Source organism: Chitinophaga japonensis, from assembly GCF_007830125.1.
In the GTDB taxonomy this organism is placed as follows: Bacteria; Bacteroidota; Bacteroidia; order Chitinophagales; family Chitinophagaceae; genus Chitinophaga; species Chitinophaga japonensis.
Genome location: NZ_VLLG01000004.1, coordinates 209,662 through 229,888, shown reverse-complemented (window position 1 = coordinate 229,888; position 20,227 = coordinate 209,662). Strand labels below are relative to the sequence as shown.

The window sequence follows — 20,227 nt, the reverse complement described above, 5'->3', positions numbered from 1 at the left end:
GCGGTTTTAATAGTCCAGTACAACAGGGTTTTGTTTGCGGGAGCTGACCAGTATACGTATCGTAACACGGGTGCCGGCCCGTTTTCCATCAGGCGTTACCAGGTCTTCTACATGCACGGCTATCCTGTCCGATACTTCATCGTTCAGCATATCTATACGCTCCTGCAGCAGCTTGCTGTAAGGAGTGGTATCGTTCTGGCCGCGTTTGTCATACAAGGCTTTGGTTTTTTCCCGGCCGCACCCGTTGTCTGTAATCGTGCAGACCAGGTAAGGACTTTGATATTGAAAAAATATCCTGATCTCCCCCTTGCCCTCACTGTTCAGAATGCCGTGGTACAGCGCATTTTCTACATAGTGGTATAAAATAAGCGGCGGCAGACCGGACAAGCCGGCTGGGAGGTCCGGGGCTGTTTCCAGAACGTAATCAAACCTTCCTGTAAATCTTATTTTCTCCAGCTCCAGGTAAAGCTTCATGAATTGCTCCTCCTGCGCCAGGGTTATTTCCGGGTCGTTGGCCTGCGACAGCAGCTCGCGTATGAAACGGGAAAAACGGGATACGTAGGCGAGCGAAGCCTCCTTATCACCTTTGTTAATGAAGTATTGCAGGTCATTCAGCGAATTGAACACAAAATGCGGGTTCACCTGCGCCTGCAGCACCCGCATGTGCAATTTCCGGTTGATCCGCTCAATATCCCTGTTTTGCTTCCTGATCAGCGTATTCTTTTGTATCAGCAGGTCGCTTAGCCTGGTTTTTATCCGGTAACGGTTATAGACCAGGACAGTAATGACCACCACAACGATAACGGCCAGTATGCTGATATTGCGCAGCATTTTGTCGTGCTCGGCTGCCAGCAGGGTATCCACCAGCCGCTGGGATATGATCTCGCGTTCCTTGGCAAGCAGCTCCAGTTCTGCCGAGCGCTGCTCATCCGGGCTGGTGCCAACGCCTTCCATGATAATTTCACCGGTCTCCGAACCCAGGTATTTTGACAGCAGCTTCGCCACAACGCGCTTGCACTCAAAGCTTTGAAAGTACTGGTTCACCACCGGCTGCCAGTCGCTGTTCTTAGGAAATATGCCCGCCAGGCCTTCCCGCTCCGTAGCAAACAGGTGCTGCCTTTTTACCTTAATGCCCTTTTGCAGGCTCACCACGTATACGGTAAGCGGCACATACCCGAAACCGTTTGGGTTCTCCGAGATCTTTCTCAATATCTCATAATCATCATATTCCCTTGATACCGGCACCTGCCGGCCGCGTATGAGGGCATCGATGTCGGCTTCCATGGCAGTATGCCGCATCGTATAGCCCTGTAAAGAGGAAAGCGTGTCTGCAAAGGCGTCCTTGTTATTATACAATGGCAATGCGTCGTTGGTGACCAGCACGTTCATATCCGGCATATACGGGGGCGTAAAACGTACTTCCGCCTGCCGTTCAGGGGTGATAGAGAAAAACGACCACCCGAACAACCCGCTTGCTTTGGCCTGTTTTACCTGTTCGTATATGTTTTCAAAGCTGCTTGCATTCTTCCAGCTTATGGCCACCTCATACCCGTATTTTTCCTTCAGCCAGCGGGTAAAGGCGTGCATTAATTCATATTCCACTCCCTGCAGCGCCCCGTTCTTATCCTTGAAAATGAAAGGGTCTATATCGTACCAGAGCGCAGTAACTGTTCCCCGTTTATTTTGCTGCACCTGTTCCCAGCTATCTGCCTGCTGTGCTGCAACTTCCAGGGCGCCAATGCTTAAAAGAAGGGTAAAAAGAAAAAAGTATTGCTTGAAACGGACCATCTGGGATTTATCTGCTGACTAAGGTAGTAAAAAAGGTATTTAAAATATTGCCGGCTTCCCGGAAAGCATCTTTTTGTAATCGGCTGGATTGATGGGTTTAAAGAACTCATATATAATATTCCAGGACGCCCTGGTGCGAAGACCCATATCTTTCATGAGCTCATCCAGGTGCTGGAAATTAAAGGGGGCCACGCAAAGCCCGCTGAACTCCGAGGCGATGGGCCGCTCATGGCAACGCCACCGCTCCATGCTTTGTATCTCCCGGTACATTTCTTCCGCCGGCGGGAGGATCAGGTCACCGGTAACGGTGGCCGCCAGCCAGTTTGCCGCTATTTCCGAGGTAAGGGTGGTGAACAGGCTTGAATTAAACCCCACAAAGCCCATTTGCGGCAGGTCAGGATGCAGGATGTTCCTGTAAAGCCGGTAAATGCCTTTCGCATTGGTGAGCAGCTCCTGGTACTGCAGGCTGAGAAAGGGCAGGCGCTGCCGGAAACCCGTTCCAAACACCACCAGGTCGGGACTGATGGTCTGGCCGTTTTTCAACCGGACCTGCTTCCCTTCAAAACACTCGATCTCGGTACAAACGGCCCTGATCTCTTTAGCTGCTACTTTTTTATAGAAGCCCACCGGCTCCACGCCCAGGCTGCAACTGATCTGGTCCTCGATCCGGTGGGAAGGCACCATGCCGCATTCCCGGAGCCGGAATTGTTTTTTCAGCAGCAGCTCCAGCGCCCGCCATTGCATCCATACCAGGGGTTTGCCGACGGTATGTAACAGGAGCTGGAAAACGGTTTTCCTGCGGGCATTAAAAAATGCTTCGGAAAAGCGGGAGAACAGGAGGTATTTCATGTTCACCTTGTTGCCAAAATAGCGCGGTACTTTCCAGTGCGCCTGCCGGTAGATCAATGTGCAGCTTTTACCTACTCCCGCAGCCAGGGTGGCAATATCCGTGGCTGATTTGGCAAAGCCTACCACGGCCACGTCCCTGCCGGCCAGTTGATTGGCATCGGTAACCGCAGAGGAATGCAGCACGATGCCGCCAGCCTCCCTGTACGAGCCCATCCCCGGTATTTCCGGGATATGGGGCTCGTGGAAGGTGCCGGTACAAACAACTACATAGGAAAAGGAAAGGGTCTCGCGGCCATTAAGCTTTACCAGCCAGGCATAACCGTCGAAGTACAGGTTTTCAACATTCACATTAAAACGGATGTGAGGCATGATCCCAAAATGTTGGGCGTAGTTTTCCAGGTATTCCTGTACCTGTGCGCCCGTAGGCCAAAGCGGGTAGCTGGCCGGCATCGGAAAATCAGAGAACGCATATTCATCCCGGGTGGTCTGCGTGGTAACGCCCGCGTAGGAACGCTTTCTGTCCCATACCCCGCCTACCTGGTCCGATTTCTCCAGCACCGTTACCCGGTAGCCTTTCTGTAAAAATGTTTTTGCTGTAACGAGGCCGCTTATCCCGGCCCCTATTATGCCTATATGTTTCATAGTTACGTTGTTTAAAAGCAGGGGTGTTTATATTACTCGGTTACCCAGGCGTTATTGTAAGCTGTCTGGACAATTGTATTGATCGGTCTCGGCACGCCTTTGGGCATGGAATTGATGGAAAGCGCCAGCTCCACTTTATTCGGCAATTTCACGATCATGGTTTGCAGGCTGACGTCCATGCCATTTGCGGGCCTGGTAAGACCGCCACCGTGGGCCAGCGCCGTACCGCCGGTAACCGCGAATATCCTGTTCCAGCCTATGCGGTATTTGCCGGGCCGCTGGGTATCCATGATCGCCCTGGTCGCATCATCGATCACCGCGTCGGAGTGCACCAGGTAGGCCATCATCCTGGCCATTTGCACCGTAGACATAAAGAAGCCGCCGCCACCGCTAAACGGTGTCCAGTCGCCTTCCGTGTACCCGGCCAGCGATTCGGGCGCTTCATTCATGAGCATATTGGTCGTTTTCTTCGGGTCAGGCACACACACCGCGCTGGTGCCTGCAGGATTAAATACCAGGGAGTTCATTCGCTTTACATACTCATCCTGCATCCACTGGTCAAAGGCATCTGCAGAAAGCTCATTTTCCTTTATGCTGAACGTATTTTTGTCCGCCAGTTTGGGGATCATAGCCCGGAACAGGGCCAGGTTGGCATTGGCATAAGTGTCGATTTTCGGGCCGTCCAGCGGACCTCCCACTACGTTTTTCAGGCTGCTCCAACTGGTTCCCCCTTCATAAATACCTGAACTATGCGTCAGCAATTCCCGGAATTTGAGGGTAGTGATGGCGCTGTTCTTGGACCATTTTTCCGGCAGCCAGTCCGCGATCTGGTCCTCGATGGTCAGCCCGTTCTGTGCCAGTAATTTAAGCGCGGCCACGGCCGTAAAGGTTTTGGTGACACTGGCGATGTTTACCTCCGACTCCACCATAGCCGGGAAGGTATTACCGGCCCTGTCAAAGCCGCCGATGCCGTAAACGGCGCTGTCCACCCATCTGCCATCCTGGTTGATAATAAACTGGTACCCCCTGGCCCCGGCCAGTTGTTCCTGGAGACCCTGCTTAAACAGCGCAACCTTAAAAACCTTGTCGTTTGACTTGATAGGCAGATCCTTTTTGCAGGAGCTGATACCTAAGCCGGCGGCTATTACAAGCCCGGCGCACAGCATTGATTTTGTAGGTGTTTTCATGTTTTCAAATCTTTTAGTTGTTAATGATTGGCCAAAAGTAGGTGGCGGAACAGCGTTGTTTTGCCACCACTTTACGGGAGTGGCCTGCCACTTAACGGTTACCGGTTTTGAATTGATCCGGGGTAAATAAAAAAAGGCCGGGATGCTGGTCCCGGCCTATTACATGGTATACATGCTGATCATACATCTGCGGTCAGCCGCGTGGGCCGGACATGCTGCGCAGTAATGAAGGATGCCATTTTGGGGATCAGGTGGCCCAGGCCAACACCGATATTAAAGGCGGCCGTAAAATTCTGCGCTTCTGTTTTCACGTTGCCTTTGGCATCCTGCCCGTCCACATCCTCGTCAAAATGCCCTACCCGGTCGGTAATGCCGGAGATAAAGAGGAAGGGGGCATCGCATAGCAGGCGCACCACGCCATGCGTGGTTTCCACGGAGCCTACCGGCAGCTTGTTACCAGTGCCGGCCAACGCCTGCAGCCCTGCCTGGTCGGAGGTCTGGTAATCGGCGTAATTGGTGATGTTCACCACGCTGACGCCGATATAATCTTTACCGGACATCATTTCAATGTTGGCGGAGGGGTTCAGGTAGGGTTTCAGCAAGCGGGCTTCTATTAATTTAACCGTAGCAGGGTCCACCAGGTTAAAGAAGTCCGCCGGGATGCCGGAGGAAAGCACTTTTTCAAAATGGGCCGGATCATCCCACTGGCTTTCCGGGTTTTCCCCGTTGGGATGGAAATTGTGGATGAAGATGTTGCTGCCCATGACGATGCAGCCGTTGTTGTTGCCGCCGTTCAGCCCCAGCGCGGCGGTGCCGAGCGCTACCACCAGGTCCGGTGCTTCCGGCCGGTAGCGGAGTATCTTGGGCAGGCATTCATGTTTGCCCTGGGAGCTGGAAGCATTCCATTTGCTGTCCATGATGTCCTGTATGCACCAGAGCTCTATGGTCACCTGCTGGAAGGAATCCCATACGGCACGGGGCTGCGCCGTACCGGGCGCAAAGGTCCAGGGATAGTTCAAAAGGGCGGGGTCCGGAAGCGCGGCGGGACGGATCCTGCTGTTCAGCAGGGCGTTTAAAATGGGCTCTACTTCCCAGGATTTGTTGCCGATTAATACGATCCTTTTCATAATGTGAGATTTGAGGGGTGAATGAATAGGAATAAAAAAATGTAAACGGTTTTTGAGGTGGTGTAATAGCCATAGATCAGCGGCAAGATAAATAACAGCCGGGCGGGATGAAAGGTTTAGCCCCGTTGATTTTCTTAGCTTTGGGACATGAAAAGGCCAGAGACGGTTGAAACGTTCTACGACAGGAAGGGGCTGACCCATGAAGAGAGCAGCCTGTTCAACATATTTGCCAATGACGGCCAATGCACGGAGCCGCACATCTACAACCGGCGCGACTTCTACAAGGTATCCCTGCTGGAAGGCAGCAGCCGGCTGAGCTGGCACCACCAGGAAATAGTGATCAACCGGCCTGCGCTGGTGTTCTTCACACCGCTCACCCCTTTTGCCTGGGAGCCGGTCTCGGCGGAGCAGCCCGGTTTTTTCTGCCTGTTTAAAAAGGTGTTCCTGCACAGCGCGGACCGGGATGAAAGCCTGCAAAACTCCCCGCTCTTCAAAACCGGCAGCAACCCGGTATACTTCCTGGATAATGCGCAATTACCCTATATCCGGGACATTTTCAGTAAAATGCTGGCCACAATAGGGTCAGACTATTTGTATAAATATGATCTTTTACGGAACTACCTGCACCTGCTGATCCATGAGGCACTGAAGATGGAGCCGGGCCCCGGCGCCGTGAAGCAGGGTAATGCCGCGGAACGCATCGCCTCGCTTTTCCTGGAGCTGCTCGAAAGACAATTCCCGATCGATACGCCCGACCGCTCCTTAAAGCTGAGAACCGCCGGGGACTATGCCCGGGCGCTCTCCGTTCATGTGAATCACCTGAACCATGCCGTGCGGGAAGTGACCGGGCAGCCGACCTCCGCGCACATCTCCGGCCGGGTACTGGCAGAGGCAAAGGCGCTGCTGAAGCATACGGACTGGCCGGTGGCCACTATTGCCCACAGCCTGGGCTTTGCGTACCCCAATTACTTCTACAACTTCTTTAAAAAGGGAACGGGCCATCCGCCCAGGCGCTTCCGGGGCAGGCCGCTTTGATCTTTATACTTTTTACTTTGATTGTATTACCCCCGGCGATGGCCGGCCGGGTAATTTTGTGTGCTCAACACATTCAAAATGGAAGCGATCAAAACAGGTATTACGGTAAGCGCCCTGGCTGCAAAAGCGCCCAAAGGCAAACTGGAAAAATTCAGCTATACATTGCCGGCCATCGGCAAGGAGGAAGTGGATATTAAGGTAGCCTATTGCGGGGTTTGCCACTCTGACCTGAGCATGCTGCATAACGACTGGGGTATGACGCAATACCCCTTTGTGCCCGGCCATGAAATAGTGGGCGAAGTGATCCGCTGCGGCAGCGACGTAAAGGGCATACAGGTTGGAGACAAGGTAGGCGTAGGCTGGTTCACCGGGTCGTGTATGCACTGCCGCCACTGCATGGAAGGCAACCATCATTTCTGTCCCGATGCGGAGCAAACGATCGTGGGCCGCCATGGGGGCTTTGCGGATGTGGTGCGCAGCCACTGGTCCTGGGCCATCCCCCTGCCCGGCGGTATTGACATGGCCAAAGCCGGTCCGCTGCTCTGCGCCGGCATTACCGTTTTTACGCCCCTGGTCTCCGCGGGTGTCAGGCCCACTGACAAAGTGGGGGTGATCGGCATCGGCGGGCTGGGGCACCTGGCGATTAAATTCTTAAAGCACTGGGGCTGCGAGGTGGTGGCTTTCAGCTCCAACCCTTCGAAGTACGACGAGATCATGCAGATGGGCGCCACCAGGGTCGTGGACTCCACCGATGCAGGGGCCCTGCAGCAACTGCAGGGGACGCTGCATTTCATTTTAAGCACCGTGAATGTATCACTGGACTGGAATACTTACCTGCACTGCCTTGCGCCGAAAGGAGAGCTTCACACGGTGGGCGTAGTGCCGGAGCCGATGAGCATCCCCTCCTTCAGCCTGATCAATGGTGAAAGATCCATTGGGGGCAGTCCCTCCGCAGGCCCTGCACTTACCAGGACCATGCTGGATTTTTGCGTGCGGCATCACATCTATCCCACCGTGGAAGTATTCCCGGTGGAGCAGGCCAACGAGGCGCTGCAACGGCTGGAGGAAGGGAAGGCCCGATACCGGGTCGTACTGCAGCACGTCTGAGCAGGTTCCGGTCGCCGGCCTCCCTCCTGCCCGGTCACATGGCCAGCACCTGGCGGATCATCTGGTTGGTGAAACCCCATTCATTGTCATACCATGCCATCACCTTCACCAGGTTGCCGTCCACCACGCGGGTCATTTCCAGGTCCACCACCGCTGCAAAGGAGCTTTGTATGATGTCTGAAGAAACCACCGGTTCATCAGTAACGGAAAGCACCTCCCGGTACCGCTCCATTGCCGATTCTTCTGCAAGTATGCTGTTGACTTCTTCGGGACTGGTATTCCGGCTGGCCAGGAAGGTAACATCAGAGATGGACCCTACTACCACGGGCGTACGTATAGCCACGCCGTCAAAACGGCCCTCATATTCGGGCAGTGCTTTGGTAGTGGCCCTGGCCGCGCCGGTGGAGGCAGGCGCCAGGTTCATGGCCGCCGCGCGGCCCATTCTTGGCTCCCTTTTGGAAGGCGCATCCACCAGCGTTTGCGATGCCGTATAGGCGTGCACGGTATTCAGGATGGCCTTCTCAATGCCGATCCTCCTGCCCAGTATCTCGATCAGCGGGCTGATGTTGTTGGTGGTGCAGCTTGCGCAGGAAAATATGTTGGTGCGGCCATCTTCCGTGTTCACACCATGCACTACCGTAGGAACATCCTTGCTTTTGCTGGGGCCGGAAATGATCACGGAACGCGCACCGGCCAGGATATGCTTTTCCGCATCCTCCCGGTTCGTGAAAGTCCCGGTGCTCTCGATCACCACATCCACCGCCAGCTCCTTCCAGGGAAGCTGCTCCGGCGATTTCAGGGAGTAATAAGGGACCGGCTTGCCATCGATCACCAATTGGTCCTTTTCCGCTTTCACGGACTTATTATACCGGCCGTATACGGAATCGTATTTTAGAAGATAAGCCGCATTGTCTATTGTCAGCAGATCGTTGACGCCTGCCAGCTCAAGGCCGGGCGTATCCAGGATGACCTTCAGGCTGGCCCTGCCGATCCTGCCGAAACCGTTGATCGCAATTCTTTTTGCCATTGGATAAAAACTTTATGTGTGAAAAAAGGGAGGATGCTACCCGATCCTGTGCTTTGATAAAAAGCGGTCTATCAGTCCCGCAATCAGCGTACCATCTTCTTCCAGCGCAAAATGCCCGGTATCGAGGATATGCAGCTCCGAGTCCTTCAGGTCCCGCTGGTAAGGATAAGCGCCGGATACCGGGAAGATCTCGTCACCTTTTCCCCAGGTGATCAGCGCCGGCGGCTGCCAGGTACGGAAGTACTCCTGCCACTGCGGGTACAGCGGCAGGTTGGTGCGGTATGAATAGAAGAGGTCCAACTGCACCTTGTCATTTCCCGGGCGGTCAAGACCAGCCTGGTCAATGATCCAGTTGTCAGGGGAGATTGCCGCGGCGTTCCTTACACCGGTCAGGTATTGCCATTTGGTGGCTTCGGGCGTCAGCAGGTTCCTCATATTGGCCAGGTTGGCTGCATTGCGCGGGTCTTGCCAGTAGGCCTTTATCGGGTCCCAGAAAGCGGCCAGGCCTTCCTCATAAGCATTGCCGTTCTGTATAGGCAGGGCCTGCACACGGGACGGCTGGCGGGTGGCGATGCGGTAACCGACAGGGGCGCCGTAATCCATTACATAAAGGCTGAATTGCTCCAGCTTCTTTACCTGGATGAACTGCTCTACTATTTCCGCGAGGTGATCAAAGCTGTATTCAAAACTTTCTGCCGGCGGCATGGAGCTGTTCCCGAAACCGGGATAGTCCGGTGCGATCAGGCGATACTTGTGCCCCAAAGCGATCATCAGGTTCCGGAACATATGGGAGGAGGTAGGAAAGCCATGCAGCAGCAGGATCACCGGGGCATCTGCCGGCCCGGCTTCCCGGTAGAACAGGTCCAGGTCACCTATCTTCACCGTCTGGTGGCTAACGCCGTTAATACCGGGGACCGGGTTCTCGACCAATACTGCAGCTCCTTCCGGGGAGGTCATCGTGTTTTTCATACTTGTATTTTTTAAAATGATGAATGATCATGTTAACAGGCTTTTACTATTCTGTACCATTAAGTACAATAATGGTTAAAAAAAAGTCCCCACACAGGGAAGTCTCTTCTTTTGAGTGATGAAACCCGTACAAAGATATATATTGTACTTATTAGTACAAAATAATTTTTTGGACCAGCTTATCCGGGGCTTACAAGCCCCACTGCTGTATGACGGGGTTCGTGAAAACGGCCAGCGCCTGCGGGTCCATCAATTGGCTCCGGGATGCTTTCCACTGCACCACACTGTCGCCGTACATCTTTTTCAAACGGGCCGGCGTAAGCTCATTTACCTTGCCCCAGTGAAACGTGTAAGGAATATTATTCCGGTCCAGCTCTTTCCATACTTCGCTGTAAAATGCATAGGTAGTAGCGGAAAAAGCGGCGTCCAGTTCTATAACGCAGGTGTAGGGAAAGCGGGTAAAGGCCAGCAGGGCGCGGGACTGCTTTACATAGCGGAAAGCAAAGAGCCCGGCAAAAGGCCCTTTTGTCTGGTTAACGGCGAACAGCAGGTCGATGACCGCATTCACCTGCTCTACCGGTACGCCGATAGCGGCGCTTAAAAGTTTACCGTGCAGGGTGGTATTGCTGAATAGCTCTCCCAGGATACCAAACTGTTTTTCGTACGGGGAAAGCGACCCTGCCACCAGCTTATTGACCAGCGTGGGCACCAGGCCGGGCACGGCATCCGTGAGCCGGCCTATAAAACAGGGCGCATCATCGCCGGGGCCAATCCCCTTTGAATTGCGTACTGGGGCTTTATAATTATCCCGGTAAGGCCTTTTATACATGGTGGTCACATAGGCCGGCTTCTTTTTATCGTAGGGATTGATCAGCACCTGGAAATGGTAGGGCAGTTCATTACCGCAGGGAAGCGTTGCCTGCGAGAAGTCCAGCGATCCCATGATCGCGCGCAGTTGCTGATCCAGCGGCCGTTGCTGCATATAGGCTTCCAGCAGGTAAAGCGGCTCTGTTTCGATCATGACGCCGTGTATGATACCAAAGCTGCCAAAGCTTACCAGCGCGGCATTGAACAGGGTGTCGTCCCGTACCAGCTCCGCCTGGATCAGCCCTGTGAAATGTTCCGACACTACGGGGTAGGATGCACGCTCCAGCCATACGTGGCGGTTGCCACCCACAATGAGGTGCAGGCCGGTTACATAATCCTGTACGGCCCCTACATCAAATGCGGAGCCATGTGCGCCGGTGGAGATAGCGCCGGCAATGGTTTGCCCGTTGCTGGCCCCGGAGGTTTTCAGGGAGAGGCCGCGCGACTTTAAAAAGGCCGACAGCTCCCAGATGCCCGTTCCGCACTGGGCCAGGAAAAGCTGTGACTGTACACCGGTATAGGCCGGGCTTACACTGGCAGGAGTAATGGTAAAGACCGTGTTCAGCGCTTTTGTTTCCAGGATAATGCCGGGCGTGGCGGCAATGGGCGTCCATGACCACCCCGCTCCCAGCCCGCGTAAATGGCCGTTCCCGGTCACCGCCTCCCTGATCAGTTCCCGGAAGCCCCGGGTGGCGGCATTATAGCTGTCCACCGCGTTGCCATCGCCATTTCCCAGCTCATAACGGTTCCCGATGTTGTATGTGAATGTTTCGTGCTGGTTCTCCCAGGTGGTGTCATTCGTTTTGAAGATCTTCATGCTCATAGCTCACTGGTTTTAGGACAGGGTTTGCCGCATTTGTATTCCAGTTGTACCGGGCTGTAGATGCCCAGGGTAACGATCGTGATCAGCGCATAGCCGATGTTGTTCCTGACCCGCACTTCGGACATGCCATAGATGCCCAGGGTATCGCAGTTGGGGGTGGGAATATCCTTCTGTTGCGCCAGGCCCCAGAAATAGCTGTGGGCGGTCACTTTTTTAACACCTGTGCCCGACTGGGCATGAGTGGCCACCCGGTAGGTATAGCAACTGCTGAATGCCACCATAAAAGCGGCAAAGACCAGGGCCCGGAATACATGTCTCATAAAGGGAGATTTGGGGATGAAACACAAACATTTCACCGTAAAATACGATATATCTTCCCTAACGGCCTTTCGTCACTGTGTAAGTGGCCGGCTATAGTTCATAAATGGCGGGAACGGGCGGGTGGCCGGCATCAGGCATTCCTGCGGACCATCGCTTTTGCAATCGCTTCCAGGTGCTCATTAAATGAGCTGAGCTGCAGCAGCATTTGCCCGGACGTATCGTTGGCTTCCAGTCCGCCGAATTTGTTATTCTTCCGGAAGATCTCCCTGATCTGTTCCCAGCGCCGCGCCTCTTCTGCCGTCAGGAGGCCGGCGATCTCTTTCAGCTTCAGCAAATTCGCTTCCGCGTCGGAGGTCAGGGTCTGGGACTCTCCTTCGTAGTGCGAGCGGATCAGCGTGCTGACCTCCTCCGCATTCATGAGGGGCACCACCTTCCCGGCCATTTTGTTCATGTTACGGTAAGAGCCCTGCAATTTGAACGGGGGCTCCGTGCGATAGGCGTCTTTCATGGCGGCGCTGGCAATGTATTGCTGGTTCACGCGCATCACGATGTCGCGTATAAGCAGTACATTCTTCAATACCGCTATGGCGTCCTCTATCTCCTGCTGGTTGTAATTGCCTTCCAGCTCGGGTAGCAGGTCTGCGCCCACCTCTATATAATTGACCAGCTTGTAAAGGTCTTCAAAGCTACGGCTGGCGATCCGCTGGAGATAGCTGTTCTCCGCCACGGAGTTTTCGATCATGCTTAGCTTAAAGAGCTGGTCCGACGCGCCCACTACATCCCCCAGGTTGTATACATCCGCGCGGTTGGCCAGCATGTCGGGTATCTTGAACTGCTCGCCGCTTTCAGTATAGGGATTGCCCGCCATCACCACGCAGAACCGCTTTCCGCGCAGGTCATAGGTTTTGCTTTCTCCCTCGAAGATGCCATCCATTTTACGCTGGCCGTCGGCCAGGGAAATGAATTTCTGCAGGAACTCCGGGCTGCAGTGCTGGATATCGTCAATATACAACATCACGTTATCGGCCATTTCAAACGAGAGGTTGATCTTCTTCAGCTCCTCTCGCGCCCCGGAAGTGGTGGCTTCCAGCGGATCGATGGACGTGATGTTGTGGCCAATAGTGGGACCGTTGATCTTTACAAAATGCAGCCCCATCGTTTTGGCCAGGTATTCCATCAGGGTTGTTTTGCCGTAGCCCGGGGGCGACACCAGCAATAGCATACCCATGCGGGCAGTACGCTTATCGTCTCCCGCCGCCCCGATCTGCTTGGCGAGATTGGCGCCGATCAGGGGAAAATATACTTCACTGATAAGCCGGTTGCGCACGAATGAGCTCAACACCCTGGGCTCGAATTCCTTTATTTTCAACTGCTGCCGGTAGGCTGCCACCAGTTGCCCCTTCTCCTGGCTGAAAGCCGCAAATGCCGGCACGATGGCCTGGAAATATACCTGCATCTTCTGCATGAAGCCATGATAACTGAGCGTATACCTCCCTCCTTCCGGTATCACCGCATGGGTGCCTTTCAGGCCCTCCAGTTGGAGGGTGTCCGATGCGGCCCTTTCCCGGTAATGGTGACCGCTGAACAGGAGCAGGCAAACCGCTTCGTCGAGGTACTGATCCTCCCTGCCCGCTTGCTGTGATTGCAGGAAGGCCTTCAGCCAGCTCCGGATGATAAAAAAACGCTCCATAGTGCTGAAGGCGACGTTATTTGCTTCCTGCATAAAAAGCTCGGCCCGTTTCTGCGCCTGCAGGTATTCCCGGAAATCCTTCTTAAGGTGAAGCGCCTGTTCGCTACAGGTAAAATGCCGCGCCCGTGAAAGCTCCAGGTACAGGTAATGCGCTACCTCTTCCGCGCTGACGGCCTCCCAGGCTGCCGCCACCTCCTGGTAACGCGCTACTATTTCCTTCTCCACGAAGGTAGCACGGTCGCTTCCCGGGAAGCTCTGCTGGATAGCGTAGGCCGCCGTAATGAGCTGCTGCAGCCTGGTTTGCGCCGCTTCATCCAGTGTAAACCAGTATAGCTGGGCCGCTACACGTACCGCCGGGGCAAACTGAAGGATGCCGAGCTCCTCCTGCAGTTTCCGCAGTCCCTGGAAAATGAGGATGGCATCGGTATTATGCACGCCTTTCAGGTAGGCGCCTGCGTAGTCGCGCTCCGTACGGTCGTTGATGAATGCCGCATGATCCCAGTGGGCATCATGCAACTGGCTTTCCTTAAACGCCTGGTAGGCCAGGTATTCCGCGCGATAAACGGCGTTATTCTCGGAGATCAGCTCCTGTTCCCAGATGGCGCGGTGCCGGTACAGCGATTCTGCGCTTACCTCCTTGTAAAAGCTGGTGCCGATCAGGTGATAGAACAGCCGGTCGTTGCGGCGAACGATGGTGAGGTCAAGCACCTGCTTGTTGACCACGAATTTATAAGCGCCGAGGGAAATGACATTCTGCCCGTCCGCAAACAGGTCCGCTTTGTCCTTAAGGCTGCGCAACGCTGTTTCCCGGGACACTTTCAGGAGGTTATCAAGGTTCTCGGCCTTGGCTACATCTCCCATCCCCTTCAGCTCCTCTACCAGGTCGCGCACCTTGTCGATCATCAGGTCGGCGGAAAAGAAGGCGTAAATACTTTCCTTATCGGTGAAGGACTGCGCCTTGTTCTCGATATTCTTCAGTACCCGGAGACCGATCTGCTCCAGTGCGGAGGTACGTTTATTGATCTGCGCGATCAGCAGTTCCTTTTTGCCATTGAAAGCCTTGATCACCTCATCCCGCTTGTCTGCTATTTTAAGCACGAATTCTTCAAAATCCGCAAACCTGCTTTCCAACTCTTCGACCTGGACGCTGATCTTCGTAAAATAGTCCTCGCACTTTTCAGGCGAGGTGGAAAGGTCCAGGAAGTTAACAATGCTCTGGTCAAGCAAGGTAAGCTGCGCATAGAACTCCCCGGTAGATTCCTTGGAGCGCAGCGCCGTGGTGGTACGCACCAGGTCTGCCTTTACCTCGTTCAGGGCGGCAAAGATCAGGGATATCTTCTCTACGATCCGGGTGGTTTGGGTCGTATCATCGATCTTGAGGCTGTTGAGAATATCGATCAGCATTTCCAGCCCCCCGGCGATGCCTTTCACCGCTTCCTCCACGGGCTGCGCCTCGATGACTTTCGTCACCCCGGCTACGGCCTGCCGCTGTTCCGCCACCATGGCCTCATAAGGCGCCAGCGCTTCTTCTTTGAGCAGGAATTGGACCGTGTCCCGGGACAGCGAGGTGTTATAGTGCTGCAGGGTTTCCTTCAGCGCGTTCACGGCCCGGGTATCCATATACCGCACATTCAGCAGATCGATCACACCGCCCTGCATGCTACGGGTAGCGGCCAGCAGGGTTACCAACTGATCCAGCGAGGTGATGGAGGCATTCTTTACGTCCACCACCAACTGGTTTACCTGTTTCTCCATTGCTTTTAAGGCGTCCGAGGCGTGCTTGCGCTGCGCCTGCACTTTGGCAAACTCGTCGACGGCGGTATTGGCGGTTTCCCGGATCTGCGACAAAGGCGCGGCGACGTTGAATGTATCCTCCTGCCTGATCCAGAAATAGGCGTCGAGGATATCATTGGTCCTTTTATAAATATCCTCGTAGAGGTTCTCGTAGCTGTCTTCCTTCTGCAAGAGTTGGATCACCTCCCGGCATTCACTCATGGCGCTCACAATATCCTTATTGCCGATCTTGTAGAGCACATTGTTGCTCATGGCAGGATTTTCCTGCAGCATGGCGGTGTAGGGCGTTTGCCAGATCTGCACCTGGTGATGCCTGACCGCTTCCGCCTCCGAGCGGAAATATATCAGCGTCCCATCGTCAAACAGGGCAAAGCCGTTACAGATAATGGGCGTTTCCACCTGCTGAACGATCATGTTGTAGGACATCAGCAGGTAAGTATTGGTTGTTTTCTGGTAGAAAACGTACAGGAAATCCTCCCCGTTGGGCGAAGCAACACCGCGAACAAATTCCAGCTTCGTGATATCCGATTCAAACAGCTTGTGCTCGCCGTTCTGCAGGTAGTAGCCGTTGGGAAATATCAGGCCCTGGTTGTCCGGCAGCAGCACAGCCGCATCCAGCAAAGTAGGAATGGCGATTACCTGCCTGGTACGCACATTGAAAATAAAGGCCCTGAAATCTTCCTGGTACGGCTTGATCCTGATCACGATCAGGTTACCCAGGTCGGCATAGTAATACTCCGCATCGTCCAACTGCTGGTCTTTATTCATTACCGGCTCGGAATAAATGCCTTTGCCAACGTCCGTGTTATTCTCGATCTTGAAAGTAACGTCACCGTTCATCGCTTCGATAAAGACCTTGTCCAGTATCGAAACATGCGGGAACAAACCGAGGCGGCGGTGACTGAGATCAGTCCTGATCCATTCAAAATCATGCTGCGGCGCTTTCCTCACTTCGTGCACACTGCGATCGTCCATGTACACCAACTGGTCCCCCTTTATCAACCATTTAAAGGCCTTCCTGTCGTCCGGGCTTTTCCCGGTCTGGAAGATCATGTAGAGGTAGTTCTCCGTTTTGGTGAAACGCGCAAAAATGGACTCGCGGTAATACTTGTAAAGGTTGGTGAAGTCCGTCACAAAATTCTCGTCCTCAATCAACGTCAATGGTTGCGGTTCAAAATGATCGCCGCTGAATTTATAGATGCTGAAAACATCGCTCAGCCGGATCTCCTCCCTTAGCCCGAAATGAACATTGTAGGCAAAGATGGCCAGATCTCCCAGGGCCATGATCCCGCGGGCCACGCCGCTGTTTTCCGTAGTGATACGCTGGTTGGCAATGAGCTGAAAACCGGAGGAATTGAAGATGTCTTTCCGGGCAGCGTTCAGCCTGGCCAGGCGCTGCTCCAGGTCAAGCCGTTGTTCGTTCAAACGGTTGCGGATGATCTCATAGGTGCCGGAGTCCAGTATATGTTTGTCGGGAGTGTTCATTTCAATGCTTACAGTTTTTTGTTGGCGATGCCCAGGCTGCTGGCCAGCTCGGCCAGGTTCAGCAGGGAGGAGCGGTCGCCCTCGGTGCTATCCTGCTGCATCTTCAGGAGCAGGGATGAGATCGAGAGATTTTTTATGTCGTTGGATGAAATATTATATTTCTCCGCGAAGGCCCGTATACGTTCCATGAGGTCTCCGCCATTGCCGTTGCCGTCGCCGATCAGCGCGGTTTTGATATGCGAGGCGTGCTCGCTTTCATTGATCAGCCGGTCAAAGCCACGCGCGTTGGATACCTGGTTTACGATATGCTGGAAGAACATGGTTTCTCCGCCCACAATATCGATCCTCGCGTTCTTCAGCGCGTCTCCCAGCACCACTGCCTGCGCATCTGCAATATCTCTCTGGATATTGATCTGCGCCAGGGCAATCTCCTTATCCTTGTTCAGCATGAGCTTGAACTCCTCGTGCTCTTTACCTACCGCATCCAGCTTCTTCATGGCTTCCGCTTTTTCCTGGATGCCGGCAGCTTCCGCCAGGGCTTTTTCCTTGGTTACCTCGGCCTCGGTGAGCCCTTCCTTGCGTTTTGCTTCCGCCACTTTCTCTATTACGGTAGCGTCCACGATACCCTGTCTTTCCGCAGCATCCGCTTTCGCTATCATTACTTCCGCTTCTGACAGGCCCAGTGTAGCTTCTTCCCTGGCCTGCGCTTCCGCCAGTATCTTGCGGGCTTCCGCCTGTTTCACCGCCGCTTCTTTTTTGGCCTCCGCGTCAATGATCAGTTGCCGGGCTTTTTCTTCCGCGGCCTTTTTTTCTGCTTCCGCCGCCTTTACGGTGTAGATCAGTTTTTCCTCCGCCTGCTGGCTGGCCTTTGTGATGCCTACGGTTTTCTCCCGCTCTACAGCGCGGAAGGCTTCCAGGTCTTTTACACCCTGTTGCTCTTCCACCACCCCTTTCTCGAGGCGCACGCGATCGCGGATCACATCCTGGATATTCTTGCGCTCCAGCTCCAGGGTTTTCTCCTTCTCAATCTGGGCCAGTGTCACGATCTTTTCACGTTCGGTAACTTCCAGGGCACGGTCCTTCTCTACCCTTTCCGTTTCCACCGCGTCGGTACGCAGTTTATTCTTTTCCGCGATAATGATCTGGCGGAGCTTGTTTTCTTCCTGTATGGCCAGGGATTCGTCTGTTCTGATACGCACCGTCTCTGCTTTCAGGCGCTCTTCCTCCCGGACTTTGACGATCTCGGCGTTTTCGCGGGCCCTGATGTTATCTATTTCCCTTCTCTGTTTTTCCTCTTTCTCGGCCATCTGGCGTTCCAGTTCAAGAATGGCTTCACGTGCTTCCACGTTCTGTTTCTTGATCACTTTCTCCTCTTCCCTTTTGATGAGATTGGCCTTGATATTCTGTTCAGCCGTGAGCTCGGTGATCTTCTTGATGCCCTGGGAATCGAGGATGTTTTGTGCGCTCAGGAATTGCATTTCCGTTTGTTCAAGATAGTCGATCGCGCAGTCATCAAGGATATAACCGTTCAGGTCAGTACCAATAATGTTCAGTATCTCCGTACGGAATTCCCGGCGGGCTTCATACAACTCAATAAAATCAAATTTCTTGCCTACGGTTTTCAGGGCTTCCGAGAACTTGGCTTCAAAGAGGTTTCGCAGGGTATCTACGTCGGAAGCCCTTTCCGTGCCGATTATCTGCGCTACGTTCAGCACATCATCCACATTCTTGTTCACGCGAACGAAGAAGGCCACTTTAATATCTGCCCGGATATTATCCTTACAGATCAATCCCTCATTTTCCAGGCGCTCTATCTGCAGTTTTTTCACGGAGATGTCCATGATCTCCATTTTATGCAGGATGGGGATCACATACATGCCCCTGTTAAATGCTACTTTACCGCCGCCCACACCGGTGCGCACGATAGCTTTGCCCTGCGGTATCTTCTTGTAGAAACTGGCAAAGGCAAACATGATAATAAACAGCAGAAAGGCAATGCCCCCGATCAACAGCAGGCTGATTCCTCCTAAAGTTCCCATGATATTGAATTTGATTTTAAGGTTAAGCTGAATAATTGTTTCATACAGGTATAGCGATGTATATTATACTACGTTGGCGAGATTGATCTCAGGCACTACGATGTAGTATTTTTTATCGGGCGACTCATCCGCGATCATGACTTCCGCGTTGTACGCGATGGCTTCCCCCGTTTTGCTTTGCACGTTGATGCGGATCACATCTCCCTGGATCTTCAATTCGGCGGCGCCGATCGTATCCCCGGAAATAGTGGAGCGCATGCGGGCAACACGGCCCAGCAGGTCATATGCTTCTTCTCCATTGTAGCCCATGGCATTATATACTTTAACTAGGGGTTGGGTAGCGTAACGGGTAATAACAAAGGCCAGCAGGATCACCGGTATAAGGATGAAGACCGACTTCCAGCCCCAACTGGCCAGGCCCAATACTACAGACGAGGTAAGGGTGACGATCCAGGCAATGAGCTTGAAGACAGAATAGACCACCATGAAGGGCACTTTCCCGATGTTCACAAACTCCATGGCTTTCTGCAGGAAGGACCCGTCCGCCGCCCCATCGTTCGCCTCCGCATTGCCGTCCATGTCCGTATCAATGCCATGTATATCCGCATCCAGGTCGGTATCTGCACCGGCATCGCCGAACAGGCCGCCGCCAATAAAGGAAAATATCCAGTATACCGCGGTAATGCCCGTGGCTACGGTCATGATCGCGTTACTGAGCGGGTGAAGGAGCAGGTTAGCTATATTAGCCATAGGTTGTTAAGGATTGTCAGTGATACCCAGTTTTTCTTTAATTGCCTGGAGGTCTTTTTCTATAGAAAATGAATCGTCTTTTAACAGGTCATTTAACTCATCCTTCAGGGAGTTTTTGCCGCGGGCAATGTCCCCGTAGGCCTGCGCCAGCGCTTCCTGGTCCTCCACTTTGGCTTTCATGCGTTCCAGCATGGCTACGGTGCCGTTATTGTCCAGTTGCGACAATTGCTTGTTCACCTGTTCGGTGGCCTTGCTCACTTTGGCGCGTGCTTTCAGGGTCCGGAGCTCTTTTTCCCACTTTTCCATGTTCTCCTTCAGTATCTCCGTGTTCCGGAGCATCTCGCGAGACGATTGCTGCAGGTTCAGGACCTGGGCGCCGAGTTCCTCGGATTCCGTATAGAACTTGCGCCGCAGCGAAAGGGCTTCGCGGGCCAGCTCCTCGGCTTTCACAAGATCTACCTGCCCGGCCTGCGCCTTTTGCATGATCAAGATAGCCTTTTCTGCATAATTCATGGATTCTTTTTGGCATTGCGCCTGCTCATTTTCTGTCCGTATCGCCAGGGCCTTCACCTTAGCATAAGCTTCCGTGGCGGCAGCCAGGTCCTTCTGCAGCTCGCGCAGCCCCTGTTCCGTCATCTTGATCGGGTCTTCCATCTTTTCCACTGCAGCGTGGATCTCCGCCTGCCCTATTCTTAAAAGTCGTTTGAAAATGTTCATGACTTAGTAT

The 20,227-nt window shown here is 53.7% G+C and carries 14 protein-coding genes; 2 read left to right on the top strand and 12 right to left on the bottom strand.

Annotated elements, in window-relative coordinates; all coding sequences use genetic code 11:
- Positions 1-6 precede the first annotated feature (6 nt).
- The 4 genes from LX66_RS18045 to LX66_RS18030 all read right to left on the bottom strand — a co-directional run bounded on the left by LX66_RS18045 (position 7) and on the right by LX66_RS18030 (position 5,593).
- On the bottom strand, positions 7-1,788 hold the full coding sequence (locus LX66_RS18045) for a histidine kinase (RefSeq protein ID WP_145716155.1): 1,782 nt from the start codon (positions 1,786-1,788) through the stop codon (positions 7-9).
- 39 nt (positions 1,789-1,827) lie between these two features.
- A complete protein-coding gene (locus LX66_RS18040; RefSeq protein ID WP_145716153.1) occupies positions 1,828-3,279 on the bottom strand; it encodes a flavin-containing monooxygenase in 1,452 nt (483 codons plus the stop codon).
- A 32-nt stretch (positions 3,280-3,311) separates the two neighbouring features.
- Complete coding sequence (locus tag LX66_RS18035) at positions 3,312-4,466, bottom strand: serine hydrolase domain-containing protein (protein WP_145716152.1); 1,155 nt, start codon at positions 4,464-4,466, stop codon at positions 3,312-3,314.
- Positions 4,467-4,645: 179 nt separating this feature from the next.
- A complete protein-coding gene (locus tag LX66_RS18030) occupies positions 4,646-5,593 on the bottom strand; it encodes a hypothetical protein (RefSeq protein WP_145716151.1) in 948 nt (315 codons plus the stop codon).
- A gap of 147 nt (positions 5,594-5,740) precedes the next feature.
- Here LX66_RS18030 and LX66_RS18025 point away from each other — a divergent pair, with 147 nt between their 5' ends.
- Positions 5,741-6,628 (top strand): helix-turn-helix domain-containing protein, encoded by an 888-nt coding sequence (locus tag LX66_RS18025; RefSeq protein ID WP_145716150.1) that lies wholly within the window; start codon positions 5,741-5,743, stop codon positions 6,626-6,628.
- 78 nt (positions 6,629-6,706) lie between these two features.
- The gene (ahr, locus tag LX66_RS18020; protein ID WP_145716149.1) at positions 6,707-7,735 is read left to right on the top strand and encodes an NADPH-dependent aldehyde reductase Ahr; all 1,029 of its coding nucleotides are present in this window, start codon (positions 6,707-6,709) and stop codon (positions 7,733-7,735) included.
- A gap of 34 nt (positions 7,736-7,769) precedes the next feature.
- Here the strand turns inward: ahr and LX66_RS18015 are convergent, their stop codons facing one another.
- The 8 genes from LX66_RS18015 to LX66_RS17980 form a co-directional block, all read right to left on the bottom strand.
- Positions 7,770-8,762, bottom strand: coding sequence for a type I glyceraldehyde-3-phosphate dehydrogenase (locus tag LX66_RS18015; RefSeq protein ID WP_145716148.1), 993 nt, complete (start codon positions 8,760-8,762; stop codon positions 7,770-7,772).
- Between the two features lie 36 nt (positions 8,763-8,798).
- Positions 8,799-9,731, bottom strand: a complete 933-nt coding sequence (locus tag LX66_RS18010) for an alpha/beta fold hydrolase (protein WP_145716147.1) — start codon at positions 9,729-9,731, stop codon at positions 8,799-8,801.
- 190 nt (positions 9,732-9,921) lie between these two features.
- Positions 9,922-11,421, bottom strand: coding sequence for an FAD-binding protein (locus tag LX66_RS18005; protein ID WP_211366364.1), 1,500 nt, complete (start codon positions 11,419-11,421; stop codon positions 9,922-9,924).
- Positions 11,418-11,741, bottom strand: coding sequence for a Bor/Iss family lipoprotein (locus LX66_RS18000; RefSeq protein WP_211366362.1), 324 nt, complete (start codon positions 11,739-11,741; stop codon positions 11,418-11,420). Before LX66_RS18000 ends, LX66_RS18005 begins: the two co-directional genes overlap by 4 nt.
- Before the next feature lie 131 nt (positions 11,742-11,872).
- On the bottom strand, positions 11,873-16,711 hold the full coding sequence (locus LX66_RS17995) for a DNA repair ATPase (protein ID WP_145716146.1): 4,839 nt from the start codon (positions 16,709-16,711) through the stop codon (positions 11,873-11,875).
- Between the two features lie 8 nt (positions 16,712-16,719).
- Positions 16,720-18,750: a flotillin family protein gene (locus LX66_RS17990; RefSeq protein WP_145716145.1), complete on the bottom strand. Its 2,031-nt coding sequence runs from the start codon at positions 18,748-18,750 to the stop codon at positions 16,720-16,722.
- Positions 18,751-18,813: 63 nt separating this feature from the next.
- Positions 18,814-19,500, bottom strand: coding sequence for an OB-fold-containig protein (locus tag LX66_RS17985; RefSeq protein WP_145716144.1), 687 nt, complete (start codon positions 19,498-19,500; stop codon positions 18,814-18,816).
- Positions 19,501-19,506: 6 nt separating this feature from the next.
- Positions 19,507-20,217 carry a PspA/IM30 family protein gene (locus tag LX66_RS17980; RefSeq protein WP_145716143.1) on the bottom strand — a complete coding sequence of 237 codons (711 nt, stop codon included), beginning with the start codon at positions 20,215-20,217 and terminating at the stop codon, positions 19,507-19,509.
- Between the last annotated feature and the right edge of the window lie 10 nt (positions 20,218-20,227).